22 protein-coding genes and 1 riboswitch are annotated in these 25,298 nt (G+C 47.2%); of the genes, 6 read left to right on the top strand and 16 right to left on the bottom strand.

What is annotated here, in order from left to right:
• Positions 1–37: 37 nt before the first annotated feature.
• Together EGM68_RS24415 and EGM68_RS24420 are read right to left on the bottom strand one after the other, a co-directional pair.
• On the bottom strand, positions 38–1,051 hold the full coding sequence (locus EGM68_RS24415) for a LacI family DNA-binding transcriptional regulator (protein ID WP_040102620.1): 1,014 nt from the start codon (positions 1,049–1,051) through the stop codon (positions 38–40).
• Positions 1,052–1,341: 290 nt separating this feature from the next.
• Positions 1,342–2,751, bottom strand: a complete 1,410-nt coding sequence (locus EGM68_RS24420; RefSeq protein ID WP_025676737.1) for an MATE family efflux transporter — start codon at positions 2,749–2,751, stop codon at positions 1,342–1,344.
• Between the two features lie 356 nt (positions 2,752–3,107).
• Here EGM68_RS24420 and EGM68_RS24425 point away from each other — a divergent pair, with 356 nt between their 5' ends.
• The 3 genes from EGM68_RS24425 (at position 3,108) to EGM68_RS24435 (ending at position 6,577) form a co-directional block, all read left to right on the top strand.
• Complete coding sequence (locus tag EGM68_RS24425) at positions 3,108–4,115, top strand: acrylyl-CoA reductase family protein (protein ID WP_129550190.1); 1,008 nt, start codon at positions 3,108–3,110, stop codon at positions 4,113–4,115.
• Between the two features lie 256 nt (positions 4,116–4,371).
• The gene (locus EGM68_RS24430; RefSeq protein ID WP_064961580.1) at positions 4,372–4,932 is read left to right on the top strand and encodes an RNA polymerase sigma factor; all 561 of its coding nucleotides are present in this window, start codon (positions 4,372–4,374) and stop codon (positions 4,930–4,932) included.
• Entirely contained in the window at positions 4,892–6,577 is a 1,686-nt protein-coding gene (locus tag EGM68_RS24435) for a DUF4179 domain-containing protein (protein ID WP_129550191.1), read from the top strand. The genes EGM68_RS24430 and EGM68_RS24435 overlap by 41 nt, the downstream gene beginning before the upstream one ends.
• 110 nt (positions 6,578–6,687) lie before the next feature.
• Here EGM68_RS24435 and EGM68_RS24440 read toward each other — a convergent pair whose 3' ends face one another.
• The 14 genes from EGM68_RS24440 to EGM68_RS24500 form a co-directional block, all read right to left on the bottom strand.
• The gene (locus tag EGM68_RS24440; RefSeq protein WP_058711061.1) at positions 6,688–7,512 is read right to left on the bottom strand and encodes a carbohydrate ABC transporter permease; all 825 of its coding nucleotides are present in this window, start codon (positions 7,510–7,512) and stop codon (positions 6,688–6,690) included.
• Positions 7,512–8,378 (bottom strand): carbohydrate ABC transporter permease, encoded by an 867-nt coding sequence (locus tag EGM68_RS24445; protein WP_102997464.1) that lies wholly within the window; start codon positions 8,376–8,378, stop codon positions 7,512–7,514. Before EGM68_RS24445 ends, EGM68_RS24440 begins: the two co-directional genes overlap by 1 nt.
• A 16-nt stretch (positions 8,379–8,394) precedes the next feature.
• Complete coding sequence (locus tag EGM68_RS24450) at positions 8,395–9,627, bottom strand: ABC transporter substrate-binding protein (protein WP_129550367.1); 1,233 nt, start codon at positions 9,625–9,627, stop codon at positions 8,395–8,397.
• Between the two features lie 199 nt (positions 9,628–9,826).
• Positions 9,827–10,594, bottom strand: a complete 768-nt coding sequence (locus tag EGM68_RS24455; RefSeq protein ID WP_025676730.1) for a hypothetical protein — start codon at positions 10,592–10,594, stop codon at positions 9,827–9,829.
• A 12-nt stretch (positions 10,595–10,606) separates the two neighbouring features.
• Positions 10,607–11,407 (bottom strand): DUF2705 family protein, encoded by an 801-nt coding sequence (locus tag EGM68_RS24460; protein ID WP_016822708.1) that lies wholly within the window; start codon positions 11,405–11,407, stop codon positions 10,607–10,609.
• Entirely contained in the window at positions 11,404–12,132 is a 729-nt protein-coding gene (locus tag EGM68_RS24465) for an ABC transporter ATP-binding protein (protein ID WP_013373628.1), read from the bottom strand. Before EGM68_RS24465 ends, EGM68_RS24460 begins: the two co-directional genes overlap by 4 nt.
• Positions 12,133–12,436: 304 nt before the next feature.
• Entirely contained in the window at positions 12,437–14,521 is a 2,085-nt protein-coding gene (gene abc-f / locus EGM68_RS24470) for a ribosomal protection-like ABC-F family protein (protein ID WP_129550192.1), read from the bottom strand.
• Positions 14,522–14,624: 103 nt separating this feature from the next.
• Positions 14,625–14,768 (bottom strand): RAxF-45 family protein, encoded by a 144-nt coding sequence (locus EGM68_RS25850; protein ID WP_016822706.1) that lies wholly within the window; start codon positions 14,766–14,768, stop codon positions 14,625–14,627.
• Positions 14,769–14,848: 80 nt separating this feature from the next.
• The gene (locus EGM68_RS24475; RefSeq protein ID WP_129550193.1) at positions 14,849–16,027 is read right to left on the bottom strand and encodes an MFS transporter; all 1,179 of its coding nucleotides are present in this window, start codon (positions 16,025–16,027) and stop codon (positions 14,849–14,851) included.
• A 68-nt stretch (positions 16,028–16,095) separates the two neighbouring features.
• Positions 16,096–16,195, bottom strand: a riboswitch (purine riboswitch).
• 55 nt (positions 16,196–16,250) lie between these two features.
• Positions 16,251–17,210, bottom strand: a complete 960-nt coding sequence (locus EGM68_RS24480) for an acetylxylan esterase (RefSeq protein ID WP_064961572.1) — start codon at positions 17,208–17,210, stop codon at positions 16,251–16,253.
• Between the two features lie 12 nt (positions 17,211–17,222).
• Positions 17,223–18,272 (bottom strand): glycoside hydrolase family 130 protein, encoded by a 1,050-nt coding sequence (locus tag EGM68_RS24485; RefSeq protein ID WP_129550194.1) that lies wholly within the window; start codon positions 18,270–18,272, stop codon positions 17,223–17,225.
• A 44-nt stretch (positions 18,273–18,316) separates the two neighbouring features.
• Complete coding sequence (locus EGM68_RS24490) at positions 18,317–19,150, bottom strand: carbohydrate ABC transporter permease (RefSeq protein WP_025676717.1); 834 nt, start codon at positions 19,148–19,150, stop codon at positions 18,317–18,319.
• Between the two features lie 2 nt (positions 19,151–19,152).
• Positions 19,153–20,037 (bottom strand): carbohydrate ABC transporter permease, encoded by an 885-nt coding sequence (locus tag EGM68_RS24495; protein WP_013373635.1) that lies wholly within the window; start codon positions 20,035–20,037, stop codon positions 19,153–19,155.
• Positions 20,038–20,104: 67 nt separating this feature from the next.
• Positions 20,105–21,424, bottom strand: coding sequence for an ABC transporter substrate-binding protein (locus tag EGM68_RS24500; RefSeq protein ID WP_058830316.1), 1,320 nt, complete (start codon positions 21,422–21,424; stop codon positions 20,105–20,107).
• A gap of 232 nt (positions 21,425–21,656) precedes the next feature.
• On the opposite strand from EGM68_RS24500, the gene EGM68_RS24505 reads away from it, so the two are divergent.
• The 3 genes from EGM68_RS24505 (at position 21,657) to EGM68_RS24515 (ending at position 25,291) form a co-directional block, all read left to right on the top strand.
• Positions 21,657–22,832: an AGE family epimerase/isomerase gene (locus tag EGM68_RS24505; RefSeq protein WP_058830317.1), complete on the top strand. Its 1,176-nt coding sequence runs from the start codon at positions 21,657–21,659 to the stop codon at positions 22,830–22,832.
• Positions 22,829–24,028, top strand: coding sequence for a glycoside hydrolase family 130 protein (locus tag EGM68_RS24510; protein ID WP_129550195.1), 1,200 nt, complete (start codon positions 22,829–22,831; stop codon positions 24,026–24,028). The genes EGM68_RS24505 and EGM68_RS24510 overlap by 4 nt, the downstream gene beginning before the upstream one ends.
• Positions 24,029–24,277: 249 nt before the next feature.
• Entirely contained in the window at positions 24,278–25,291 is a 1,014-nt protein-coding gene (locus tag EGM68_RS24515; RefSeq protein WP_025676710.1) for a substrate-binding domain-containing protein, read from the top strand.
• Positions 25,292–25,298: the final 7 nt, after the last annotated feature.

Raw genomic sequence — 25,298 nt, forward strand, 5'->3', positions numbered from 1 at the left:
AATACGGGCTATTTTTATATATATGACATATACTCGTTTACAGCGTTTTGACGGATTCTCCTCGATGGATATCCGGCACAAATCGGTAAATAATCGGAACCGACTCGCCGCCTTCCTCAATGCTGGACAGCAGCGTTTTTGCCGCCTGCTTCCCCATATCCGCAATCGGTTGTGTAATGGTCGTAATGGGCGGATTGTAAATATGGGCAAACTCCGCATCGTCAATCCCAATAACGGACAGCTCTGCCGGAATACGGATGCGGCGGGCATTCACATACTTCAACACCTCAGCCAACACGATATCATTCCCGGCCAATAGTGCAGTCGGCGGCTCCGGCAGTTGGAACAGTTCCTTCAGTGTCTGCTGGATTTCTTCTCTCGGCACACTGTGCATATACTCTTCACGAAATGGCAAGCCATGCTCCTCCAGCGCCTTCTTATATCCGCTGAGCCGCTCCACTCGTGGAGTAATCCGATTCAAGCCAAGGGGCAAGGTAATCAACGCAATTCGTTCATGCTTGTGAGCCACAAGTTCCTGAATCGCCAGCTTAATCGCCATTTCGTTATCCAGCAGCAGGCTGCGTGTATTGACACCGTCCACCAGGCGGTCCAAAAACACCAATGGATATTTTTCCCGAATGAGCTGGTTGTAAATGTCCGCATGCTTTCCTGTCGGGAAGATGATTAAGCCGTCCACTTGGCGGGCCTTGAGCATCTCAATATACTGACTTTCCTTGTCAGGGTTTTCATCGGCGTTGCAAATGATCACCTGAATGCCAAAGCGCTGCAATTCCTCCTCAATCGCACGGATAGACTGAATCGACAGCGTATAATCAATGTTGGCCACAATGACTCCCACCATAAACGTCCGGTTTTGCTTCAAGCTGCGGGCCAGCCCGTTAGGCTGATAGTTCAGCTCCTGAATAACCTCGGCGATCCGGTCCTTGGTTTGGTCGCTCATATATTTATATCGTTTGTTCAGAAATTGCGAGACCGTGCTTTTAGACACTCCCGCCTTCTGGGCAACATCTTCAATCGTCGGCTTCTTCATCGGTACACTCCTTGTCTTTCATGTACTGCGTTAGTGCAACAAAAGTATATCTTTCTTTTAGTAAATTTACCATACTTCTATTTATGAATGCCATTATGATATATTCTGAGCTTAAAACTTACCTGTGCTGCCACTCCGCCTACTCCGTTTTACATATACAGTTTTTGGTCCTCTGCTATTTCCTCTCTATGCAGGAAAAAGAGGTAGTTCAAGATGTTCTCTTGAACTACCTCCACGTATACAACTCTATCAAAAAGCTAGGTTCCAGTTAACCCGAATAACTACTTGGATTAGTGTGCCGGAACAGGCGTTGCAGGTTGATCCGGTGTATCGTGCTCGACCAGCGAATGCTTTTCCCATAACCGGCTTCTCCAGCGGGCATACATGATGACAGCACGAGTCCATTCATCAGCAGCAATCGCCAGCCACACACCAGCGAGTCCCATATCCAGCTTGAATACCAGCAGATAACCCAGCGGCAAGCTCATGCAGACCATGGAGATCAGGCCCATAAAGACTGGGAACTTGGCATCTCCAGCAGCACGCAACGAGTTAATAATGACGATATTCGTCGTCCGGCCAGTTTCCAGCAGAATGCTAAGTAAAATAACCTGTGCACCCAAACGAATAATCTCAGGGTTTTCCGTAAACAAACCGAGCAGGGGTACACGGAAAAAGATAACTATCGCATCAATGATCACAGTCACGAGCAGCGCCCATTTCACACTGCTCAATACACGTTTATAAGCCGTATCCTTCTCCCTGGCTCCCACGAGCCTCCCCACTACAATAGCCGTTCCCATACCAACTGCCATACTGAACAAATAAATATAGCTCGAAATATTATTGGCATATTGACGTGTCGCCATCGCTTCAGCGCCCAGATAAGTCACATACAGTGTAAATATGAGCTGACAAGACTGATACATGATGGACTCCAGCGCGGATGGTACACCAATACGCAATATTTTTGTGATAAATTTTCTGGATAAATGGACGTAATATTTCCACTCGACACGGACCTCAGTTACCCGGTACATCAGCCAGAAGAAGATCAAGAGACAAATAAAGCGGCTACCTACTGTAGAAATAGCAGCACCTTCTACACCGAGTGCAGGCATTCCCCAATGCCCCAAAATCAAAACATAGTTGCCGACCACGTGGATCACGTTCATAAAAACCGATACATACATCGTTTCTTTGGTAAAACCGTGCGTACGAATGGTCGCCGCCAGCGAGTTAATCAATGCCTGAAGGAAAATGGCCCCCCCGACGATACTCATATAGGATTCCGCGTAAGTCAGAATATCCCCCTGGACATTCAGCCATTGCAACATATGAGTACCAAACACAAGAAAAATCACGCTTAGCAAAAGACCTACCATTAAATTCAGAGTAATGGCCGTACCCGTCACCTGAGCCGCTTCGACAAGTTTCTTAGAACCGATATATTGAGCTACGACGATAGCAGCGCCGTTGCCGATAACCTCCAGTACAAGGATAGCGATTGAAATAATTTGATTGGACGCGCCCACACCCGACACTGCATTATCAGATACAGAACTGAGCATGAATGTATCGACGCTTCCCATTAGCATAAACAGGAACAATTCAAGGAAAATAGGCCATGTCAAACGGAACAAATTCAGTTCCTTGGCTTCGGACAATACCGAACCATTTTTTAGTGCTCTGGTTGTCATTCATTCACCTTTCTTCATAGAATATTTAATGATCAAAGGGTATGTTAGCACAGTCATTCTGAAAATACATCCCGTTTACGTAAAATGATTTGAAAAATACGTAAGAATTCATTTATCACCTTCTTTATATTTGATTATCGAACTTTATTGAAACAAGCTGTTGCAAGAATATAGCCATAATCCGGTCCGCTCGATGTCTTGATGAGCTAAAGGGTATAATAGATTAAGAGCTTGTGAGCATTGCCGCTGACAGGACGTGCAGATTGTTGTATGCTTCCCAAGCATAATTTGTAATTTAGAAATGGATTATATAGGTCATTCATAGACTTAAACGGTAATAAAGGAGGCTTTTACAGATGACTCAATCATTTCAAGCCCTTGTCGTCGATCAGACGCAGGACGGAGAGGTTCAAGCAGAAGTACGTTCTTTGGAAACTGACAGTTTACCTGCTGGAGAAGTATTGATTCGTGTCGCTTATTCCAGCATCAATTATAAAGACGGGCTTGCCGCCCGCAAGGATGGCAATATTGTCAAATCCTATCCGTTCGTACCCGGCATAGATTGTTCGGGAACCGTCGTTTCTTCCGAGGATAGCCGTTTTAGCGAAGGACAAGCGGTACTCGTTACCGGGTACGGGCTGGGTGTGTCTCAATTCGGAGGATTCAGCCAATATGCGCGCGTGCCTGCGGACTGGGTGGTTCCACTTCCCGACGGACTCACGCTGAGAGAGGCGATGATTTTTGGGACAGCCGGATTCACCGCAGCCCTGTCGTTATATCGGCTGGAGCAAAACGACGTTGCGCCGGAGAAGGGTAAGGTGCTCGTCACCGGTGCGACGGGTGGCGTAGGCGGTGCAGCCATTTCCTTGCTGCACAAGAGGGGCTACCATGTCGTAGCCAGCAGTGGCAAAGTCGAATCCCATGATTACCTCAAGGCGCTCGGAGCAGCCGATGTTATTTCGCGTGAGGAGGTTTACGACGGTGCCGAGAGCATTCGACCGCTAGCCAAGCAGCTTTGGCAAGCGGCTGTAGACCCTGTAGGCGGAAAGCCGCTCGCTTCGCTGCTCAGCCAGATCGCCTACAACGGCTCTGTTGCCGTGAGCGGCCTGACGGCAGGCACCAAGCTGCCTACGACGGTGCTGCCGTTTATTTTGCGCGGCGTAAATCTACTGGGCATAGACTCTGTCTTCTGCCCCTATGACACCCGCGTAGCGATCTGGAAGCACATCGGCAGTGATTGGAAGCCGGAACAGCTAGAACAGCTCGTTGAGCGCGAAATTGGCTTGGCTGACCTGCCAAGCGCGCTCGAAGACATCCTAGCAGCCCGCTCACAGGGTAGAACGATTGTACGGCTGGCTGATTAAGCGGAAGGTTGTCCACAAGCTATCCGTTGACGGGTTTTTGCGCGAAGGTGTGTTCATCCCGTAGGGTCGTAGCAATGAAACATATAAGAAGCCTGTAAATCTGCAGTTTTGAGATTTACAGGCTTCTTTTTTTGTGTGGTACATTGGAGAAAAAGTGGACACATTCGAAGCGGACGATTTATTTTCATAACCAAATGAACCTTTTGTGAACTCCAATTGTTGTATAGATAAACTGCACGAGAAAGGAGAGCCATCATTGCAAAGTAATCGAGAGTTGTTTGATCTGTATCAACGGGATGTGTACCGAACCTGCTACTACATGGTCCATAACGCCTCGGATGCAGAGGATTTAACACAGGAAGTGTTTATAACCTTGTTTCGCAGCAATCGTGAGCACATCGAGCAACTAAAAGCCTGGATTATGAAAGTTACGGTCAATCATTGTCTGAACCATCTTAAACGCCGAAAAAGCCTGCATCTGAAAGTATCGGCCAATCCCCATCTTTTTACTGGAACAGAAAACAAGCCTGTGGACAGGCAGGTGGAGGAACGCGAGTCGGCTGAGGAATGGGCTGTTTATATGAATCGCCTACCGGCCAAAATCCGCGCTGTGCTGACACTTCGCTATATGCATGATTTCACGCTGGCAGAAATATCCAAACTGCTGGAAATTCCGCTGGGAACCGTCAAATCCAGGACACACAAAGGGCTAAAGTTAATGGAACAAATACTGCGGGAGGCTGGCGCACAGATTCCCGAGCTGGAAGGAGAGAACTATGAACAACGTAGAAAAGGCATTGAAGCACAAGTTAAATGATGATTCGAAAATGGCCTATCCTGACTTCGATGAGATGTGGAACCGGATGGAACAGACAGGGCATACTGCCCCTACGCTAACCGACACTTTCGATTCATTCACTCCGCACCGACATAGAAATTGGCGCAAAATAGCTATCGCTGCTTCCCTGAGCGCACTTCTCGTTGCCGTTCCCGTCTATGCCGCCATCCATTATAACTGGGACAATCTGCTGCACGGAAGAAGTGGAATTGAGACGGCTTTAGCTCAAAACCTTGGACAGCCTTTAGAACAGTCTGTCACCAGAGACGGGATAAAGCTGACGTTGCATACCGCTATTGTCGATGAGAACCGGACCGTGATTCTGTACAGCTTGGAGGTCGGAAAACGGGCAGACAACGAGTTTTGGAATGTCAAAGGCGTATCACTTAAAAATGCTGCGGGGAAAAGCAGCGAAGGGGAGTATAGCTTTCAGCAATGGGACGAGAAAAATCAACGCTATAACGGTTACTTTGAAAGTGATTGGACACCGCAGCAAGAAACAGAGAACGCGCGGCTGGCCGTAGATCATATAGAGCTCACCAGCGTTCAGGAACTGGATTTGCCGCTCGATATCAAATCACCTCAGACGCAGACTTTCAAACTGGATCGTAACGGCTTACAAAATATGAAGGTACAAGTATTTGAACAAGGTAAGGACAAGCTGATGCTGTCCTCAGCAATTACCTTCGATTCGTCCATACCAAAGGAATGGGACAATCCGCAAATTATTGCCTACAAAGATGGGAAGCCTGTGAATCCTCAATCTGGAGGGACATTTGGTACACCCGGTGAGAACGGAGAATACACAGCCCAGCAGTATTTTACTAAAGAGGATATACCAGAAGGGCAAACTACTTTTAAACTGCAATATGCACAAACCGAGAAAAGTATACATGAGCCCCTAAATTTTGACCTGCAGTTAAGCAAGAAGAAAATGGAGAGCGGTACAATAAAAAGCGTGCTGAATACCCCATTAGAGAACGGCAATCCGAATTTTATGCTGGAACAAATGATTGTCACACCGACACAAATCCGTGTCAAGATCAGAAGCAAGGAGAAATTCGCCATGTTACCTTATCAAAAATATTTTCTTTCTGTGAACGGTACAACGTTAGAGGGTAGCCGTTGGTCTTTACCTGATCAGGAACACGATCTGAACACGATCCGTTTTGAAAGACCGGCCAATCTTGTGATTACCAAGGACACTCCCATTACTTTTACAGGCAAATACAAGGTTACGACCCATTCGGATGACAAAACGCCACAGCGTTTAGCTGATATTTCTGAGCAAAAACAGACGCTAACGACGCAAATCGGTGGCTATCCTGTGAAGTGGACCTACTACAAACAGGGATCGGACTTGTTCGTAGAAACCGAAAGTGAGGACACTCACTTTGGGGGGATTAACCAGACGCATATTGGCCTGGGGAAAGAAAGGATTATTGGCAAGCCGATCACGGCCAACTTCGCCGGAGATGGCAATAATAAGGCAGTGGATGTCTACAAGAACTTCAAGGGAAAGGAAGCTTCTATTTATATGTTCTACTATACAACAGACGACCCGGAAGCAGAGACGACCGTACCCTTGCAGCCACTGACAAGCAACAGCAAAGTATCTAAATAACAATGCTATAAAAAGAGGGTTCTCTATACCTGTGTGATTCACAGTATAGGAACCCCCTTTTTTATTTGTCTAACAAGGCACAGTCTGCGTGAAGCTGTTGTAACTCCGCTTTACTTCACAGAACCTTGCGTAACACCATTGATAATCCATTTTTGTGCAATCAGGTAGACAATAATCATCGGCAGCAAGGCCATCAGGTACGAGGCAAAGGCCAGATTAAAATCCGTATTGAACTGTCCCTGAAATACATACTGAACGAGCGGCAGTGTATATTGCTCCGCATCGCTGATAATAATGAGCGGCAGTAAAAAGTCATTATATGTGGACAGACAAGTGAGGATCCCCACCGTAGCACTAATCGGCGCCATCAGCGGAAATATAATGCGCCAAAATGTCCCCCATGTCGTCGCGCCATCTACCGTAGCTGCCTCTTCCAATGCCACTGGAATCGAGCGAATATAACCAACATACACGAAGACATTAAACGCCAAGCCATATACCGTATGCAGCACGATAAGACCCAACAGATTGGTCATATGGAGGCCCGAGGCCAGCTTCACAATCGGCAGCATGATGATCGGGAACGGAATAAACATGGCGCTCACAAAGTAAAAATATAACCCCTTGAAGAAACGCCGCTGCATATTACGAGCAATGGCATAAGCAACCATGGAATTGGTGAGCAAAGTGAGGATAACTGTCGATGTTGTCACCATCACACTATTCTGAAAAGCACTGAAAAAATTGGTCATTTCCACTGCACGACTAAAATTTTCCCAATGCAGCTCCGTCGGAAAGGCAAAGGCGGAATGCGCCATCTGCTCGGGATTTTTAAGGGCAATCGTCACCGTCATATAGAGGGGAAACAGGATAAATATTGTCCCCAACGCGACCAGAATCAGCACAGGCCAGTTGGTACGTCTGCTTGTTTTCATCAGTTGTCCATCTCCCTTCTCTGGAGGAATCGCAGCTGTAAGATGGAAATGATCGCGATCACAATAAAGTAAATCACAGAGTTAGCCGACTGATATGCAAATTCCCCACCTCTAAAGCCCCCGGTGTATATCAGATGGGAAATCGACTGCGTGGCCCGTCCCGGTCCTCCGTTCGTCAAGGCCACGATCTGATCAAATACCATCAGGGAATTTTTCATCGCCAATACCATATTGATCGTAAAAAACGGAGCAATCAACGGAAAGGTAATGCTCCAGAATTCACGCCATTTACCTGCACCGTCCAGATTGGATGCCTCATACAGACTGGTCGGAATCGTTTGTAGCCCTGCCAGATAGAGAATCGTATTAAAGGCAATGCCCTGCCATACGGCTACGATGACCACTCCTACCCAAGCCAACTGCTCACTGCCTAAGATGTTTGTCGATAATGAACTGATGCCTAAGTTCTGTCCCCAGATCGTAAACACGTTCGAGAACAGGTAATTGAATATGTAACCTACGATCAACACGCTTAAAATATTAGGTAAGAAATAAATCCCGCGAAAGAAATTACGGAAACGTATTTTAGCGTTCAGCCCCATGGCAATCAGCAAGCTGAGAATATTAATCGCAATGGTAACCACAATCGCAAATTTGAAAGTAAACCAGTAAGCATTGCCCACATTGTCGTCCTGAAACAAATTAATATAGTTCTTAAACCCGACAAAGTGATACTGATGGCCAAATCCATTCCAATTGGTAAGCGAGTAATAAAATCCCTGCAAGGCAGGTAAGGTCAAAAATATAAAAAACAATAGCACCGCCGGCACCGTCATCCAGTAAAAAGTCGTTAGTCGCTTATTCATGTCTCGTCCTCCTCCCCTATCGGCGGTTAGCTACCTTATTCCACTCCCGGTCGAGCTTGGCTAGATAGGCATCGATGTCTCCGTTTTGCAGGAACGCCTGTACAATTGAATTCAATTGGACCGCTTTGGGAATATAATGATCGGCAAAATCAATGACACGGCCTGATTTAAAATACGGCAGCAGCTCTGCCACACTCGGGTCATCCTGCGTGACTCCCTTCACCGCTGAAAACAACGTTTGTTCCGTAATGTATTGCTTGCTGTTCTCCGGTTTTAATAAGAAGGCAATGAACTCCTCCGCCTCCTTTTTATGCGGCGTGCTTTCCGAAACAGCTAAAAGCGTATCTATACCAGACACCAGCTTGACCGCCTTTGCGTCATTCCCTGAGGGTAACGGGAAAAATCCGAGTTCCACTTTCGGGTTAGCTTTGCGAATTTCAGATATAGCCCACGAGCCCTGAATGTACATCAGTCCCTGCCCGTTAGCGAAAGCACGATTACCGTCAGCATAGTTTTTGCCAAAATTATCACTATGTCCGTATTTCAGTAGCTCCAGCTGCTTTTCCGCAACCTCGCGGTACTTGTCCTGAAAGGTGACCTGATTCTCACGCCGTTGCAGGAAAAAATCAATGCCCACCAAATTCGGACCCAGTGCATTAAAAGGAAGGTTCGTTTGCCAATCATCTTTATATGTAAAATAAAATGGGATTTTACCAGCAGCCTTGATCTTTTGCGCCGTTGCAATCAGTTCATCCCACGTTTTGGGCACCTGTAATCCCATTTCTTTAAAAAGTGTCTTGTTATACATCACACCATTCGCATTCGCAGCATAAGGAATTCCATACACAGGATCGACCCCGGTCACATCCTTAAGCATTTTGAGGTAAATCGGGTCCACCGTACGTGGCAATTCTGAATTTGCGAGATCCGTAAAAATACCGCTCTGTGCCAAAATGGAGTAGGTATCCGTGGCCCCAAGTCCCACAATGTCAGGTACATCGTTTTTGACAACCCGGGTCAATAACACCGTTTCTGCCTCTGGCGGATTGACCTGTGTCACTTCAATACCGGGATGTTCCTGATTGAATTGAGCGATCAGCTTATCGAACGAACCCTTGGCCTCCGGCTTGTTTTGGAAAAACTCAATTTGTACCTTGCCTGAATTGTCACTCCTATTGCATGCGCTTACAATGATCACTAGCAGCAGGATCGCCGCTAGTGTAGACAGTCTTTTGACCCCATTCCACATGCTCATACCTCCTTTTCCCCTATGTCAATCTATGCGGGACTAGACAATTAATACCCGTCCCTTGCAGAAAAGAAACGATACACCGGATGCAATTACCGCCACGAAGTCCAACACCGTTCGTATAAAAAAAGATCCAGCTAACCTTCAAACGGTCGCTTGGATCTTTTCTATTTGTATAGTGTCAACTGCAAAATCTATGTTAAAAAATTCGTTTTTGCCACCGTACACAACTAATAATAATGCACACCACCGACATTCCCACTGTACACACCCAAAATTCAAATGAATTTTGGACCCTTAGAGCAAGTAATATTTCCCGAAACGGGTCCATTAACATAATGAGCGGTCTAGACAATTTAAAGAGAAATGCAGATAAAACCAGAATTGATAAATAAGCAAACAGGGGTCGAGATATAAATAAGCATACGGCACTGCTCAACATGAGCTTCACCAAACAAACGATAAACAGTATGAGATAAAATGCGAGTATGTAGGTTATGGCATCAGATGAGGTAGAAGGTGTTGATGCACCATATTTTAAGAAAGTAGAGCTATGCGGGAAAAGAAACCATCCTGCAATCACGCTTATAAACAAACCTGTCCCAACGAAAATGACCGTCGTGACCGATAGTGCGAGCATCTTGGCAAGCCAAAACTGCAAACGACGGTACGGACGCAACATGTAGAGCCTATACGCCCCTGAATAAAGATCACCACTCAACTGATCCACATACAGGATAGGCAACATCGCCAAAGTTAGAAATAAAGCAACCTCACTCATCATCAGCCATGGCAGGTTTAAATTGTTGACGAGCATGGTTCCTTCACCAAAACGGAAGATCTTTGTTCCCGTCATTTTATAACTCCATATAATCGCTACAATTATTAATATATAGGCTACGTACAACGAATAAGTGGACTTCCGCTTCCAAATTCGTTCCATTTCACTGTGCCAAATTCCCAGCATCAAGCAATCCCCCTAACACAAATAATCATCGGCTACAAAGCGGCGATATGCCCCCCATGTAAACAAGACAAGATATACACTTACAACGGTAATGATGGCCCCGTTCACAGATAAACTTCCGATTAAAGAATTATTCAATCCCGTATGCTGCAGATATGGAATAATCATAAATGTGACCACATCATATAGGTATGGAACATGAGAAACAAAGGATGCCAATTTTAGATACAGCGGATCAAATAACAGAGAAGCCAAATTGTATACCATGCAAATACCAATAGCATATGTAACACTCTTGCTATACATAGCAAAAAAGCAATACAAGGAACTTATAGCTAATAGAGAAGCAAATGCCCAGCCATAGTATTCAAGGATGCGCAGCAATCGAACTCCAGACAGACCTATATCACTTAAATCATATGAAAATTTCCATACTTCAGCGATCACCTGTGAGGATAAGGCATATATAATGAGAAGAAGTAAGATAGAAACATTCAAAACCAGCAGCTTGCTCCAAAAAATCTGACCACGGGTAAATCGACGCATGAATAATAGCCGCAGCCGTCCACTTTGAAATTCCTCAGTAAACACAGCAGCAGCTAAAGCAGCCACAGCACTGTTGCAAAATAAATATAAATTCTCCTGCAGACTGGTGACGATAAAATTCTGGTGTAGCACCTCTATTGGAACATTCCGAGTACGCAAATAGTATAATCCTGTCGAATAGGCTAGCACAGGTGTGCATAAAACCATAAGCCAGAACCACTTTCGCTTCCACAATCGTTCGAATTCACTGTGTATCAATCGCTTCATAATCCCATTAACCCCATAAAGGCATCCTCCAGACGTTGGCCTTCCTTTATCAGCTGATCAGTAGGCCCCTGCCAAACTAGCCTGCCCTCTTTAATTACGATAAGTTCATCGCACATCTGTTGCAATTCGTCCAGCAGATGACTGGAGATAAAAAAGGCATAATTGGCCGAGTTACGCAAACCAAGCACAATATCACGCAGTTCTCTCATCCCCATGGGATCAAGACCATTAGACGGTTCATCCAACAACAAAAGCTCCGGAGTACCCAGCATGGACTGTGCAATACCTAGTCTTTGCTTCATTCCAAGCGAATAGGTCTTTACCTTGTCGTCGCCCCGCGTTTCTAATCTCACCTTTGTAAGCAACTCTTCGATATGTGCCTCCCGATCTGAGGATGCAATTTCAGAGTGCAGCCGTGATAAATTACGTAAAACCTGCCTGCCTGTCATATAATCAAAAAAGACTGGAGATTCAATAATGGCCCCCACCTTGGACAGCGCTTTTTCCCGGTCCGTATGTACATTATATGAAGCTATCTGTACAGAGCCGCTGGTTGGCTTCATTAATCCAGTCATAATACGCATCATTGTTGTTTTGCCCGCTCCATTGGGTCCGATGAATCCATAAATCTTCCCTTTCTGAAGCTTGAATGAAATATTATTTAATAAATTTCTTTTCCCCATTTTTTTTGTTACCTGATTGACCTCCAGCAAGAAGTCCGACATATCGTTCCCTCCATCGTATAATTGATAGGCATGATATTAATATGGATAAGCCCATTTAATATTGGTTAACATCGCGTGCACAAATTAGAAAGTATCATATGTTGCGAAATGTAAACGAATTACTTTATATGTAAAATAAAAATATAAAAAATCATTAATACCAATTTATTTTAATATATGGTTATTCTTTTTCCAATCTCTCATTCTCTTTACCATACAAAAATAGCCCCTCAGTAGGCGTACTACCTCAGGGCTATCCTTTATAAAATATACGTTTTCCTATCTTCAGCAACCAGCCTATCACTTACTCTAGTTCAATCCACTCGCCGAGCAACGTGTCCAGCTCCGCTTGCAGCTGCTCACGCGCATCCCACAGCTCCGCCATGCGCGCCGTGTCACTACTAGTACCGAGCAGCTCCAGCTCGGCATCTGTCGCCGCCAATTCTGCTTCCTTGGCGGCAATCGCCCGCTCCAAGCGCTCGCGGGACGCAGCGGGCGAGCGGGATGGCTTCGCGGCCTTCGCTCCGCGTGCCCCACCCTTGGCATCGGGCGCCCCCAAGCGACCTGCCGACCCGGAGCGAGCACGGCTCGCATCGGCTCCGGTGGTCGCTCCTGTCCGCGAAGCCGTTCCCGCATCATTGCTTGCTGCGCCAGCAGGCGTAGCTAGGCCCGAGCCTGAGCCGCCACCAGATGCGGTTCTACTTGCAGATGCCGATCGTCCCCCTGCATCCGCCTCATGTTGCAAGCGAGCGTTTTCCAGCTCCCGCTTCTTCGCGCGGTATTCATCGAAGCCGCCCAGATAAAAGGACAGCTTCCCGTTCTCCAGCTCCCACACGCGCCCAGCCAGCTTGTTCACAAAGTAGCGGTCATGGGAAATTGCCAGCACCGTTCCCGTGTAGGTGTCCAGCGCTTCCTCCAAGGCCTCGCGAGAGTCGATGTCCAAATGGTTCGTCGGCTCATCCAGCACCAGCAAATTCGGCTTTTTCATGACCAGCAGCGCCAGCCTTAAGCGGGACCACTCTCCACCGGACAGCATGCTCACAGGCTTAAACACATCGGCGCCGTAAAATAAATACTTGGCCAGCTGCCCGCGCGCCTCGCCTTCTTCCAGTCCTGCTTCCTCCTTAAAATAAGCAAGCACCGTTGCCCGGCTATCCCGTTCTCTCTCTTGTTGCGCCAAATATCCGTACTCGACGCGCGCGCCCCATTGGACCGTGCCTGTATCTGCGCTTTCCTGACCAAGCAACAGCTTGAGCAGCGTCGTTTTACCTGCGCCGTTATCGCCTAACAAAGCTACCTTTTCACCGAATTCTAGGCTCCCTGTAGCCCCGTTTAATATCTGACGTTCTCCATAGGCTTTGGCGATTTCTTCAAACTGAAGCACCCGGCGACCGGAACGATCCTCCAGTTTTAAGTTAAACTCTGCTCCCTGCGGGTCCAGTACAGGCCGCTTCACCAGTTCCATGCGCTCCAGCGCCTTGCGGATTGAGGCTGCCTTTTTGAAGAACTTTTCGTTGTCGCCATTGCGCCCCCACTCTTCCAAACGCCGAATGGCTTCCTTCATCTTTTTGATTCGCTTTTGCTGTTCCTTATAATCCTCAAATTGCAGCAGCAAACGTTCTTCCTTTTCCTTAACGTAGCCGCTGTAATTCGTATAGTACGTAAAGGCCTCGCCATCCTCCAGTTCGATCATCTTGCCAGCAACTCGATCCAGAAAATAGCGGTCATGGGATACAACCACACAGGCCCCGGTGTAGCTCTGCAAAAATTGCTCTAGCCATTCCAGCCCTTTCAAATCCAGATGGTTGGTTGGCTCATCCAGCAGCAACAAATCTGGCCGTCCAATGAGCTGTGATGCCAGCGCTATTTTGGTTTTCTCTCCGCCCGAGAGTGAACCGAAGTTGCGCGTATACATAGCTTTCGGAATACGCAGCCCATCCGCTACCTGATCTATATTGGCATCCATTTCATAGCCGCCGTTACGCTCAAACCGCTCTTGGAGAGAAGCATACATTTGCAGTAGCTTTTCCAACATCCCCGGGTTCGCTGCCACAATCGGATCTGACATTTCCCGTTCGAGCGTGCTCATCTGATTACGGCAATCCTTCAGCTCACGATAGGCGTAAGCCAGCGTTTCGTATACGGTGAAGTTTTCAAACTCCGCCGGGATTTGCGGCAAGTAGCCGATTTTCGTATCTTTGGCAATGACAAGCTGCCCTTCATCCGGGCGGGACAAGCGTGCAATCAGGCGTAAAAGGGTGGTTTTACCGCTTCCGTTGCGGCCGATGAGCCCCACCTTTTCTCCCTTATGGATATCAAACGTTGCTCCATCTAAAACCAGATTGGCAGCGTGGTATTTTTTCAATTGTTGACCATTTACAATATACATGTTCAGGCTCTCCTTTATTTAGGAAGACCCTTACCCAGGTAACACAAAAAGAGCCGCAGGAGCAAGCCCGCGACTCTTCGGAAGATACTGCAATCCGTTCGAGTTAAGGTAGGCGTCTTCTCGCGATGTTTACAACCGTATGATTAAAATTGGACAGACTTCTCCCGTTGTATGGAAAAGCATGAACAATGCCAGCCATAGCAATCGGCAGCTGGCTAATACGGTTGTTCAGCATCTCGTGATTCACCTACCTCACCCCCTTCTTCATAATTGGAAGTAGTATAACATGTTTTTTCGAATAATAAAAGGGAGAAATATCCTACTGGGCTATGAAACGGAGTGGTGTCCTCCGACTGTCTGCGATGTTCCAGCTCTGGTAATTGAAAACACGCCGCAGACAAAAGCAACAATCACAAATGCCCCGCCCACCCAGGCGTTTGTGGCAACAGAAGTACTATTCTCAATCACTACCCCTCCCAAGGCAGAACCGAGGGCGATCCCGACCTGGAGTGCAGAGAAATTAAAGCTTTGCTGAATACTGCCTGATTCGGGTGCATTTTCAATAAGATAACTTTGCATTGGGGGCGACAAGGCCCAGCTCAGGATTCCCCAGATGATCAGAAGCGGCACAAACACATACATCGAGTGAATCGAGAACGGCAGCAGGAACATCACAGCGATAAACACACCTACCACAATGAGAATACTTTTCGCTGTGCCGAATCGGTCGGCCAAAGAACCGCCAATAAAACCTCCACTCACTGCCGCTAGCCCAAAGACGAAATAGGCCACACTCACCCACGAGGCGTTCAAGCCCATCAGGTTTTCCAAAAACGGAGTGAAATAAGCATATAACGTGTAGTGTCCCGCCAGTGTTAGCGTTGTTACCAGATGGGCGCTGATTACTTTAACATTTTTCAAGGACTTCAACTGCTCACGCATAGGCACAACATGTTCCGTTGGAATCCGTTCCATAAACAAGTTCATGATGATCATAGAAACTACGGTCAACAAGGCAATAATCAGAAATAGCACCCGCCAGCCAAACGCATTTCCAATCAGCACCCCGGCTGGGATGCCTAGCACGATAGAGGAGCTGACCCCCATGGAGATTACACCGAGAACGCGGGCCTGATAAGCTTTGGACACCACTTTAACCGCAATGGTTAGTGACAATGTCACGATCAACGACCCACTTGCAGCAGTAACGATACGAGATATAAACAACACAGCATAGTTCGGACTCCAGAAAGCCAGCAGACTTCCCAGGATAAAGATAAACATCGACCACAAATACAGTCGTTTTCGTTCAATTTTGGCGGTCAACGCCAACAAAGTCGGCCCGGCAATAGCGTACACAAGCGCATAGATCATGATAAGCTGTCCTGCCGTGCTTACAGAGACATTCAAATCCTGTGCAATCTGGGGCAGCACGCCACCAATAATCAACTCCACCAGACCTACCGTAAAGGTCGCAATGGTTAAAATAACTACTTTGAAGTTCATTACATTAGCTCCTTTGCTGTCATGTAATTCCCTCGCATCACGCAAAAAAATCCTGACCACAAGAAATGTACAAGACGTACACTTTTTGTAATCAGGATTTATCGGTTCCTGGTAGAGACCCTCAAACCATATTATTGAGGTTATACAAATGGGGCATTCATTTATTACGCTTCACGAAGGTTATAGCTATTACTATAAAGGAGCCTTTAGCTAAGTTCAACCCCTACAGCCGCAAAAATTCGCTCATGGCACGATCCGACAGATAGGGTAAATACTCATGACCATATTCGTGATACACAAGCAATTCCTTGTCCGATACGATTTTATTGTACACTGCGAACTGTGTGGAAGGTGGGCAAATCACATCGGATAGCCCTGTCACGAATAGCACCCGCCCTCGAATACGGTCTGCTAAATGTTGAATGTCGATGTAGCCTAAGCGGTAAAACACTTCGCTCTCACGTACATGATTGGGATCAAACCAGCGAAAATAATAAACCAGTTCCTCATAGGCCGATGTCGTTGCATCCAGCGCCCAAGCTCTTTTATAATCCGACAGGAACGGATATACCGGTACCGCCACACGGACACGCGGCTCCAATGCAGCACAGGCAACCGTTAGTGCCCCGCCTTGGGAGCAGCCAAATGCACCGATCCGTTCAGGGTCAACCTGCTCCATAGACATTAGAATTCGCACCGTCTGTACCGTATCCAAAAATACGTTGCGGTAATACAACCGATCCGGGTCCGGGTCGTCAATCCCGCGGATAATATGGCCGCGAACCGTCGTTCCCTGAACCTGCAAATTGTCCTCGGACAGTCCGCCTTGCCCTCGGCAATCCATAGCCAGCACAGTGAATCCGTGTGCCGCATAGCTCACCTTGTCGAACCAGTCGCCACTATCGCAGGAATACCCATGGAACATCGCCAAGGCTGGACCTTGTTCCGTAAGATGCTTGGGACGAGCCAACTTCCCATGTACCCTTGCCCCGCCCACTCCAGTAAAATACAGATGGTAACACTCCACCAGCGGAGAGACAAAATCGGCAGGCTCCAGTGTATATTCAAGTGGCTGTCGTTCCAGTTCTTGCAGCGCCCGTTCCCAATACTTATCAAAATCCTGCGGCTTCGGATTACTTCCCATATAGGATTGTAGCTGCTGTAAAGACATATCCTCCGGCATGTAAATTCCCTCCTACATCCGGCCTGACTCACGGTCATCTGCGACTACTTCATCCGTTGCGATGACATACTCCATAATGTCAGATACTGTCGTGTATGCGATACCTACATACGTATCAGCGGCTCCATAATAAATTGCAATTCTTCCGGTGTCCGCATCATGCAGTGTAGCACACGGGAACACCACATTCGGCACAAAGCCACGCTCTTCGTACCATTCCTCCGGGGTCAACACGAAATTGGAGGAACGATATTTAATTTTGGACGGATCATCCAGATCAAGAACGGCTACGCCCATGCTGTATACCAATCCATTGCACGTGCCTGTCACCCCGTGGTAGAACATCAGCCAGCCCTCAGTCGTCTCAATCGGTGCTGGTCCACCGCCAATCTTCACCGATTGCCACCAGCCCTGACCGCCCTTGCTCATTACATGACGGTGCTTGCCCCAATAGACCAAGTCAGGACTTTCGCTAAGGAAAATATCCCCAAATGGCGTATGACCACTGTCGCTCGGACGGGATAGCAACATAAAGTTTCCATTTAGCTTGCGAGGTAACAGCACTCCGTTGCGATTAAACGGCAAGAACGGATTTTCCAATCGCACAAAGCTTTTGAAATCCTTCGTTTGTGCGATCCCCAGCGCTGCTCCATAAAAATCTGTGCACCAGATGATATAATACGTATCTTCCACTCGAACCAGACGCGGGTCGTAAGCATAATTAGGCTGATACTCATTCCCTTCCTCATCGACCAAATGCAGACGCTCTGTCTCAATGTCCCAAGCCAGCCCATCGTCACTCCAGCCGAGATGCAAATGCGGACGTCCATTAATCGTTTCAGCACGAAATATTCCTACAAACCGTCCTTCATACGGAGCTACTGCACTGTTGAAAATACGGGCAATGCCGGGTACCGGATTCCGTCCAATGACCGGGTTTTCAGTATGCCTCCACACCGGAGCCTCGCTACCTTCGGGCTTATCCTGCCACGGCATTTTCGACAGGCTATCTCCTACAATTCGTACGTTACCTACATCCAAATCCACATTCAATTTACTCATACTTGACTCTCCTCTCACCTAAACACTTTATTTTTTTGATCTTTCTATTTGACTGAACCCTGTGCAAATCCGTTATAGATATACTTTTGTAATGATAAAAACGCAACCAGCGTCGGAATAATCGCAATGATGATGCCTGCACTAATGACCTCCCATTGCGATCCGTATGGCCCTTTAAACTTAAACAGTGCCGTCGATATAACCTGAAGACTTGTTTTGGGCATATACAGGAACGGGGTGTAAAAATCATTGTAAATATTAACACCCTTGATGATGATTACCGTCACAATGGCAGGCTTCAGCAGCGGCAAAATAATGCGCCAGTAGATGGTCAGATAGGAAGCCCCATCCAACATGGCCGACTCATCCAGCGCCACTGCGATGGAATCCAGAAACTGAAGGAAAATATACACCGCAATAATATCGGTTCCCAAATACAGTAAAATAGCTGCCCAAGGTGTGTTAAACAGTTCCAGTTTGTTAATGATCTGGAATGTCGATACCTGTGTCGTCACCCCCGGAATGAGCGTGGCGAGCAAGAACGCACCCAGCATGAGACTTTTACCTTTAAATTTAAAACGATTCAAAATATACGCGATCATAGAACCGGTCAACGTAGCCCCGATGATGGAGATCAGCAAAATAAAGGCTGTGTTCAAAAATCCGGTTAGCATATTTCCATCCACAAAGGCTTTGGCGTAGTTCGCCCAGTTCAGCCAGTTCACCGGGGGAGTCAGAGGACTGCTTGCCGCATATTCAGCCTTCGTCTTCAAAGATGCAAACAAAATCACAACAATCGGCAGTAGAGCAATGAACGCACCTAGCAATAGCGCGGCATACTTGATGCTGTTTGCCAGCAATCTTTTTAGCTTATACATGATTAGTCCTCCTCCCCCCGAATCAGCAACCGCTGAAGCAAAGTAACAGCAATTACGATCAACAGCAGAACAACCGCCATCGCCGAGGCCAAACCAACCTTGCTGTATTTGAATGCCACATCAATCGTCTGAATGACGAACGTTTTACTACCGTTGGAGCCACCGGTCATAATGTAAGGAATATCGAATGCACTGATCGCACCGCTAATTGCCAGGATCAGGTTCAGCTGCAAAATTCGCTTGATGGTCGGCAAAATTATAGAGCGGAACTGATGCCAGCGGTTGGCTCCGTCGATATCGGCTGCTTCATACAGATCACTGGATATAGAAGAAATCGCACCTAGAAACACAATAAAGTTAAAGCCCATGTATCTCCAGATCGACGTACCTGCCAGCGAAATATTAATAATCTCCGGGTTGCCCAGCCACAGCTTGACATACGAACCCAGCCCCACTGCCTGAAGCAGAGTATCGAGGGTACCGTCCGGTTTAAAAAAGAATAGAAAAATAAAACCAATCGCCACCCCGTTCATCAGGGAAGGAAAGAACAAAATGCCTTTAAAGAAATTTTTAAACCAGGTTTGAAAGCTGAGAATGGTTGCAAAATAAAGGGCCAAACCCATCTGTACAAACGTGGCTACAAAGTAATACAGACTGACCTTAAACACCGAGAAATACTCGGGGTCGGTAAAGATTTTGATATAGTTTTCAAAGCCCACATATTCCAGACGCTTACTATAGCCGTTCCAGTCCGAAAAGCTGTATTTAAACATATTGATCACCGGCAAGTATGCAAAAGTGACCAGCAGCGCCAGCGGAATAAATGAAAAGGCAACAATAATCGCTAATCTTTGTTTGGAGTAGCTGAGATTCGAAAATTTAAACATGCTGCACCTCCTGGCTATCCGTCCATCAACTGCCACGTCAATCTCTTCTTATGGTCAGTTCAGATGGCTATTTCGCTTCCTTGGCTGCCACTTCAGCACGCGCCTTCACCCATGCATCGTTCAGATCCTTCATAATGGTGTCATACGATTCCGGGCGATTACCCACCGCTGCCTCAATAATGCGTTTCTTGAAATCAGGCTGCCACAAGCCGATTTCTCCCATTTTATCGATTTTATCGACAATTCCTTCCTGCCCCTTGGGAGACGGAGTCAGCGCTTCAAAAGCAACGCCCTCATTCTCGTACTGCTTCAAAATGGCAGGCATTGCGGCACCCTTCAGCGGACTAATGCTGCCTGCCTGCTCTACGGCATAGTTGGACTTTTCGGTAAACCAATCCACCCAGGCACGGGCCGCCTCTTTATTTTCACTGTTTACGTTAATAGCGAGGTTAAAGTCACCTGCCAGCGGTACAAGTACCTTGGAGGCATTCGTCGGGAAAGGCATAAAACCGATATCATCCTTGTTAGAAGCTACGCTTTTGATCTGATCAATCGCCCAAGAGCCAAGCACCATCGTACCGATTTTGCCTTGTGCAAGATCCGCCTTGGAGGTCTCCCAATCCGTAGTCGTTGGATCTTTTTCAATCAGACCATTTTTAGCCGCATCGTACAGGACCTTGTAGAGCTCATAGTGGGGCTGACCCTTCGTGAAATTATCATCCGAATTCGGTTGTGTCACATTCACGTATTCCTTCGTACCCGCTACTGTCGCCAGGCTAGACTCCCACTGGGTCAGTGCCCAACCAGAGGCATAGTTCGTAAACAGCGGCACTGCCTTGGTTTTGTCCTTAATTTGCTGTAACGCTTTCAGGAATTGATCCGGTGTTTTAGGAATTTGTGTGATCCCTGCTTCCTTGAACACTTTTTTGTTATAAATCACGCCAGAGTAAACCATCGCAATCGGAATACCGTAGCTGTTACCATCCACTGTACGTTCTTCAATGCCGGTATACTTGTTTTTCATCTCGTCATAAGTACCTAGTGGCTCAAAAAAATTAGGAAGCTCCTCAATCGGAATGCTGCCAGGAATCAGCAACACATCTCCGTAATCCCGGGTTCCCATCCGAATTTTAATTTGACCATCATAATCGGCCAATGCCTGAAAATTGACCTTCACGTTCGGATAAAGTTTGTTAAATTCCTTGGCGTAATCCTGAAATACGGTATCCACAATATCTGTCCGCTGTGTGATCACCGTAATTTCCCCTTCCGGACCCTTCGGATCAGAACCGGCAGCTGGCGCATCCTTCTTTGAGCTACAGCCAGTAAACAGTCCCGCTATCAAAAGCACGGATAGTAATGACATCAAAACCTTGGACAACTTCATGAGACGACCCCTCCTGTTGTTTTTAATAAGGTTATCGTTAAACTAACAAAATCATTTTATTATGTTAGCGCTTACTGTGTCAATTACAATATTTTTTTGTAAAATATCGTGGTCCTCTTCTTGTAAAAAACACGAATCTAGCATGGTTGACAGTTTATAAACACCTAGATATGATACTTCTGTAAGGTTAACGATAAACTAATAAATAATTTTCCGAAGGAGGCTTTGTCTCTTGGAAACACTAGTACACGAAATTAGACAGGAATGGAAGGAACACATACTCCCATTCTGGTTAGGCTTGAAAGATGAAGCGCATGGCGGATTTTATGGAGAGGTAGACGTGGATCTGCACATCCATAAACAAGCGGACAAAGGTGGCATCGCCACTGCGCGACTACTTTGGTCTTTCTCAGCAGCAGCCCGTGTAACTGGGGAACGCGCCTATGCAGACGCGGCACGACATGCCTTTACATTTCTGCAAGATCACCTGCTTGACCCGTTACATGGAGGAATGTACTGGATGGTGAACTACACCGGGCAGCCTGTGGATACGTGCAAGCATGTATATGCGCAGGCATTCGCCATCTATGCGTTGGCAGAATATGCACGAGCTACGGATGACCCGAATGCATTACCACTGGCAATGGAACTGTTTCACCTTGTGGAGCAGAAAGGATATGATCCTGCTCTACAGGCATACGGTGAACAATATGATCGTTCGTGGAACGCGCAGCCTAATGAGCTACTCAGCGAAAATGGAGTTACCGCGCATATTACCATGAATACGCATATTCATGTTTTGGAAGCGTATACCCAATTGCTACGTGCCTACCCAAACGAAGAGGTTCGGGATGCACTGAAGAACGTGCTGGACATTTTATACCATCGTGTTTACGATGCTTCCGCCCGGCGCTTGGGAGTGTTCTTCGATCGCGAATGGCGCTCACTGCTCGATCTGACCTCATATGGTCACGACATCGAAGCCAGCTGGTTGATGGAGGACGCAATGAATGTACTGGGTTATCATCCATCTGAGTATGTGAACATGGTGGTGGATATTGCCGGCGCGGTAGCTGAGCGGGCTATTCAGCCAGACGGATCGCTCATCAACGAGCGGGAGGGAGAGCGGGTAGACACTTCACGTATCTGGTGGGTACAGGCCGAAGCAATGGTTGGTTTTTACAATGCGTTTCAGCGGACACAGGATGAACGATTTTTGCACATTGTGCGAAATCTATGGACCTATACCCGGCAATATATCATCGATCCGCGCGCCGGAGGCGAATGGTTCTGGTCAGTTCAAACCGACGGTAAGCCTGATGCGAGAGAGATTGCAGGTCCTTGGAAGTGCCCATATCATAACAGCCGATTTTGCATCGAAATGCTGGAAAGGATGGAAAAACAATGATTCATAGCAAATACAATGAGCTGCTGTTGCAGCAAGAAGAACTGATTACGCGCCCCAATGAGGTTAAAACCTCCTTTTACAATGGTATCTATGAACGCTACCTCTATCCGGTGCTCACACGCCATCATGTTCCCATTCACTGGCGGTTTGACCTGGATGCACAAACCAACCCCTTTTTCATGGAACGACTGGGTGTGAACGCGGCATTGAATCCTGGAGCGATCTATCATGAAGGAAAATACATTCTTGTTTCACGCACCGAGGGACTGGATCGAAAGTCGTTTTTTGCCTTGGCAGAGAGCGATAACGGCATTGATCAGTTTCGGTTCATTGACGCTCCCTTAGTATGGGATGATATCGACCCGGATGAAACCAATATGTACGATATGCGGCTGGTGAAGCATGAGGACGGCTGGATTTACGGTATTTATTGCTCGGAGAAAAAGGACCCTGACGCGCCAGCCCACGATACCTCCAGCGCTGTCGCTCAGGCTGGACTGGTCCGCACTCGAGATCTCCGCACATGGACCCGGCTTCCCAACATCACTACCCAGTCCCCGCAGCAACGCAACGTTGTCCTGCACCCCGAATTTGTGGACGGTCAATATGCCTTCTATACTCGTCCCCAAGATGGGTTTATTTCCACAGGCTCAGGCGGAGGCATTGCGTTCGGTCTCTGCAAAGATATTACGCAGCCCGTGATTGAACATGAGACAGTGATTGACGAGCGCTACTATCATACGGTATACGAAGTCAAGAACGGGCAAGGTCCTGCTCCGATCAAAACGAGTCGCGGCTGGATTCATATCGCTCACGGGGTACGCAATACAGCCGCCGGGCTGCGATATGTGCTGTATACCTTTGCCACCAGTCTGGAAGACCCTACGCGCGTCATTGCCAAGCCTGGCGGGCATTTTCTAGCTCCTTATGATGAGGAACGCGTGGGTGATGTTTCGAATGTTATTTTCTGCAATGGGGCAGTCGTTAATGAACGAGATGAAGTCTTCATATACTACGCGTCCAGTGATACCCGTATCCACGTAGCGACGACCACCATTCCCCGTCTAGAAGACTACACCTTCAATACACCGTCCGACCCATTGCGTTCTCTTGGCAGCGCCGCTATCCGCCGTGAGCTGATCCATCGCAATGAAGCGCTATTGCAAGCAAGCAACCGTCCTTCCCAGCAGATCTAAGCCGTAAGCTTTATCCTGCTTGTGGAACCATGTATACTATCCATAGAACAACTGTTACCCGCAGGCTAATTGTTGTTCTATGGGCAGCTATGGCTGCCAGTCCTTGTATCTTTACAGAGCAGCTGCACCGCTAAGCTAATTGAATTTCTACAAGCGGATAAGCTATCCATATTCACCCCAGCATTTTGCAACTCTTATCTGGATGTAGGCAAAATGCTTATCTTTTTAAAATTGGAAGGCGGAACAGGAATGAAGAGCAACGTAACGATGCGGGATATTGCAGATAAGCTGGGAATAAGCAGCGTGACCGTGTCGAAGGCGCTCAATGACAAGGATGGGGTTAGCGAGGAGCTAAAAGAACGTATTAAAACGCTCGCGGGCGAAATGGGTTATCGTTTCAATACCGTTGCCAAGTCCATGAAGGAAGGGCTCACCTATAACATTGGTGTTGTCATCCCTGAACGTTTTACCGGTCCTGGCCAATCGTTTTATCTGCATATTTACCAGCAAATTTCACGAGCACTGGAGCCATACGGCTACTACGGGATCCTTCACATCCTCCATCGCGAGGACGAAGAACAGCTTAATCTGCCACGTATCTATTACGACCGTAAGGTGGACGGCTTCATTCTTCTGGGCCAGGTGAGCAAGCCATATATTGAGCTGGTACAAACCATGGACCAACCTAAAATGTTTCTCGACTTTTATGATGAGCATGCCGATATCGACTCTGTGGTGACGGATAATTTTTACGGAGCCTATGAGCTGACCAACTACTTGATCGCCCAGGGGCACCGGGATATTGCTTATGTGGGAAATATCTATTCCACCAGTAGTATTCAGGATCGTTTCCTCGGCTACTATAAATCCTTGCTGGAGCACAGGTTGCCCCTCCGTAACGAGTGGGTACTTAGTGACCGGGACGACGAAGGGTCCTATGTTGAAATGGAGCTACCTCAGCCACTACCGACCGCCTTTGTATGCAACTGCGATCAGGTTGCTCACAATCTGGTGCACCAGCTGATTGGTCTGGGATACCGCGTACCCGAGGATTGCTCTGTAGTCGGCTTTGATAACGATGTATACGCCACGCTTATTGTTCCGCAACTGACCACGGTCGGAGTAGACATTGAGCAAATGGCACGTACCGCGGTGGATTCAATGATGAAAAAAATAAGCCATCCCGGCAGTCGTTTTGGTCGAGTTCTTGTACAGGGTCATATTGTATATCGTGATTCCGTGCAGCCCCTTGAGAGATCATGATCAGTGA

The sequence above is a fragment of the Paenibacillus sp. M-152 genome, from assembly GCF_003856555.1.
GTDB lineage: Bacteria > Bacillota > Bacilli > Paenibacillales > Paenibacillaceae > Paenibacillus > Paenibacillus polymyxa_C.

Bases quoted from the DNA above. Each gene is read 5' to 3' on its own strand.
- EGM68_RS24495 (WP_013373635.1), bottom strand. From the start codon at position 20,037: ATGTTTAAATTTTCGAATCTCAGCTACTCCAAACAAAGATTAGCGATT.
- EGM68_RS24420 (WP_025676737.1), bottom strand. From the start codon at position 2,751: ATGACAACCAGAGCACTAAAAAATGGTTCGGTATTGTCCGAAGCCAAG.
- EGM68_RS24460 (WP_016822708.1), bottom strand. From the start codon at position 11,407: ATGAAGCGATTGATACACAGTGAATTCGAACGATTGTGGAAGCGAAAG.
- EGM68_RS24480 (WP_064961572.1), bottom strand. From the start codon at position 17,210: ATGCCGGAGGATATGTCTTTACAGCAGCTACAATCCTATATGGGAAGT.
- abc-f (WP_129550192.1), bottom strand. From the start codon at position 14,521: ATGTATATTGTAAATGGTCAACAATTGAAAAAATACCACGCTGCCAAT.
- EGM68_RS24435 (WP_129550191.1), top strand. From the start codon at position 4,892: ATGAACAACGTAGAAAAGGCATTGAAGCACAAGTTAAATGATGATTCG.
- EGM68_RS24465 (WP_013373628.1), bottom strand. From the start codon at position 12,132: ATGTCGGACTTCTTGCTGGAGGTCAATCAGGTAACAAAAAAAATGGGG.
- EGM68_RS24515 (WP_025676710.1), top strand. From the start codon at position 24,278: ATGAAGAGCAACGTAACGATGCGGGATATTGCAGATAAGCTGGGAATA.
- EGM68_RS24490 (WP_025676717.1), bottom strand. From the start codon at position 19,150: ATGTATAAGCTAAAAAGATTGCTGGCAAACAGCATCAAGTATGCCGCG.
- EGM68_RS24415 (WP_040102620.1), bottom strand. From the start codon at position 1,051: ATGAAGAAGCCGACGATTGAAGATGTTGCCCAGAAGGCGGGAGTGTCT.
- EGM68_RS24485 (WP_129550194.1), bottom strand. From the start codon at position 18,272: ATGAGTAAATTGAATGTGGATTTGGATGTAGGTAACGTACGAATTGTA.
- EGM68_RS24510 (WP_129550195.1), top strand. From the start codon at position 22,829: ATGATTCATAGCAAATACAATGAGCTGCTGTTGCAGCAAGAAGAACTG.
- EGM68_RS24440 (WP_058711061.1), bottom strand. From the start codon at position 7,512: ATGAAAACAAGCAGACGTACCAACTGGCCTGTGCTGATTCTGGTCGCG.
- EGM68_RS24500 (WP_058830316.1), bottom strand. From the start codon at position 21,424: ATGAAGTTGTCCAAGGTTTTGATGTCATTACTATCCGTGCTTTTGATA.
- EGM68_RS24445 (WP_102997464.1), bottom strand. From the start codon at position 8,378: ATGAATAAGCGACTAACGACTTTTTACTGGATGACGGTGCCGGCGGTG.
- EGM68_RS24455 (WP_025676730.1), bottom strand. From the start codon at position 10,594: ATGCTGGGAATTTGGCACAGTGAAATGGAACGAATTTGGAAGCGGAAG.
- EGM68_RS24450 (WP_129550367.1), bottom strand. From the start codon at position 9,627: ATGTGGAATGGGGTCAAAAGACTGTCTACACTAGCGGCGATCCTGCTG.
- EGM68_RS24425 (WP_129550190.1), top strand. From the start codon at position 3,108: ATGACTCAATCATTTCAAGCCCTTGTCGTCGATCAGACGCAGGACGGA.
- EGM68_RS24475 (WP_129550193.1), bottom strand. From the start codon at position 16,027: ATGAACTTCAAAGTAGTTATTTTAACCATTGCGACCTTTACGGTAGGT.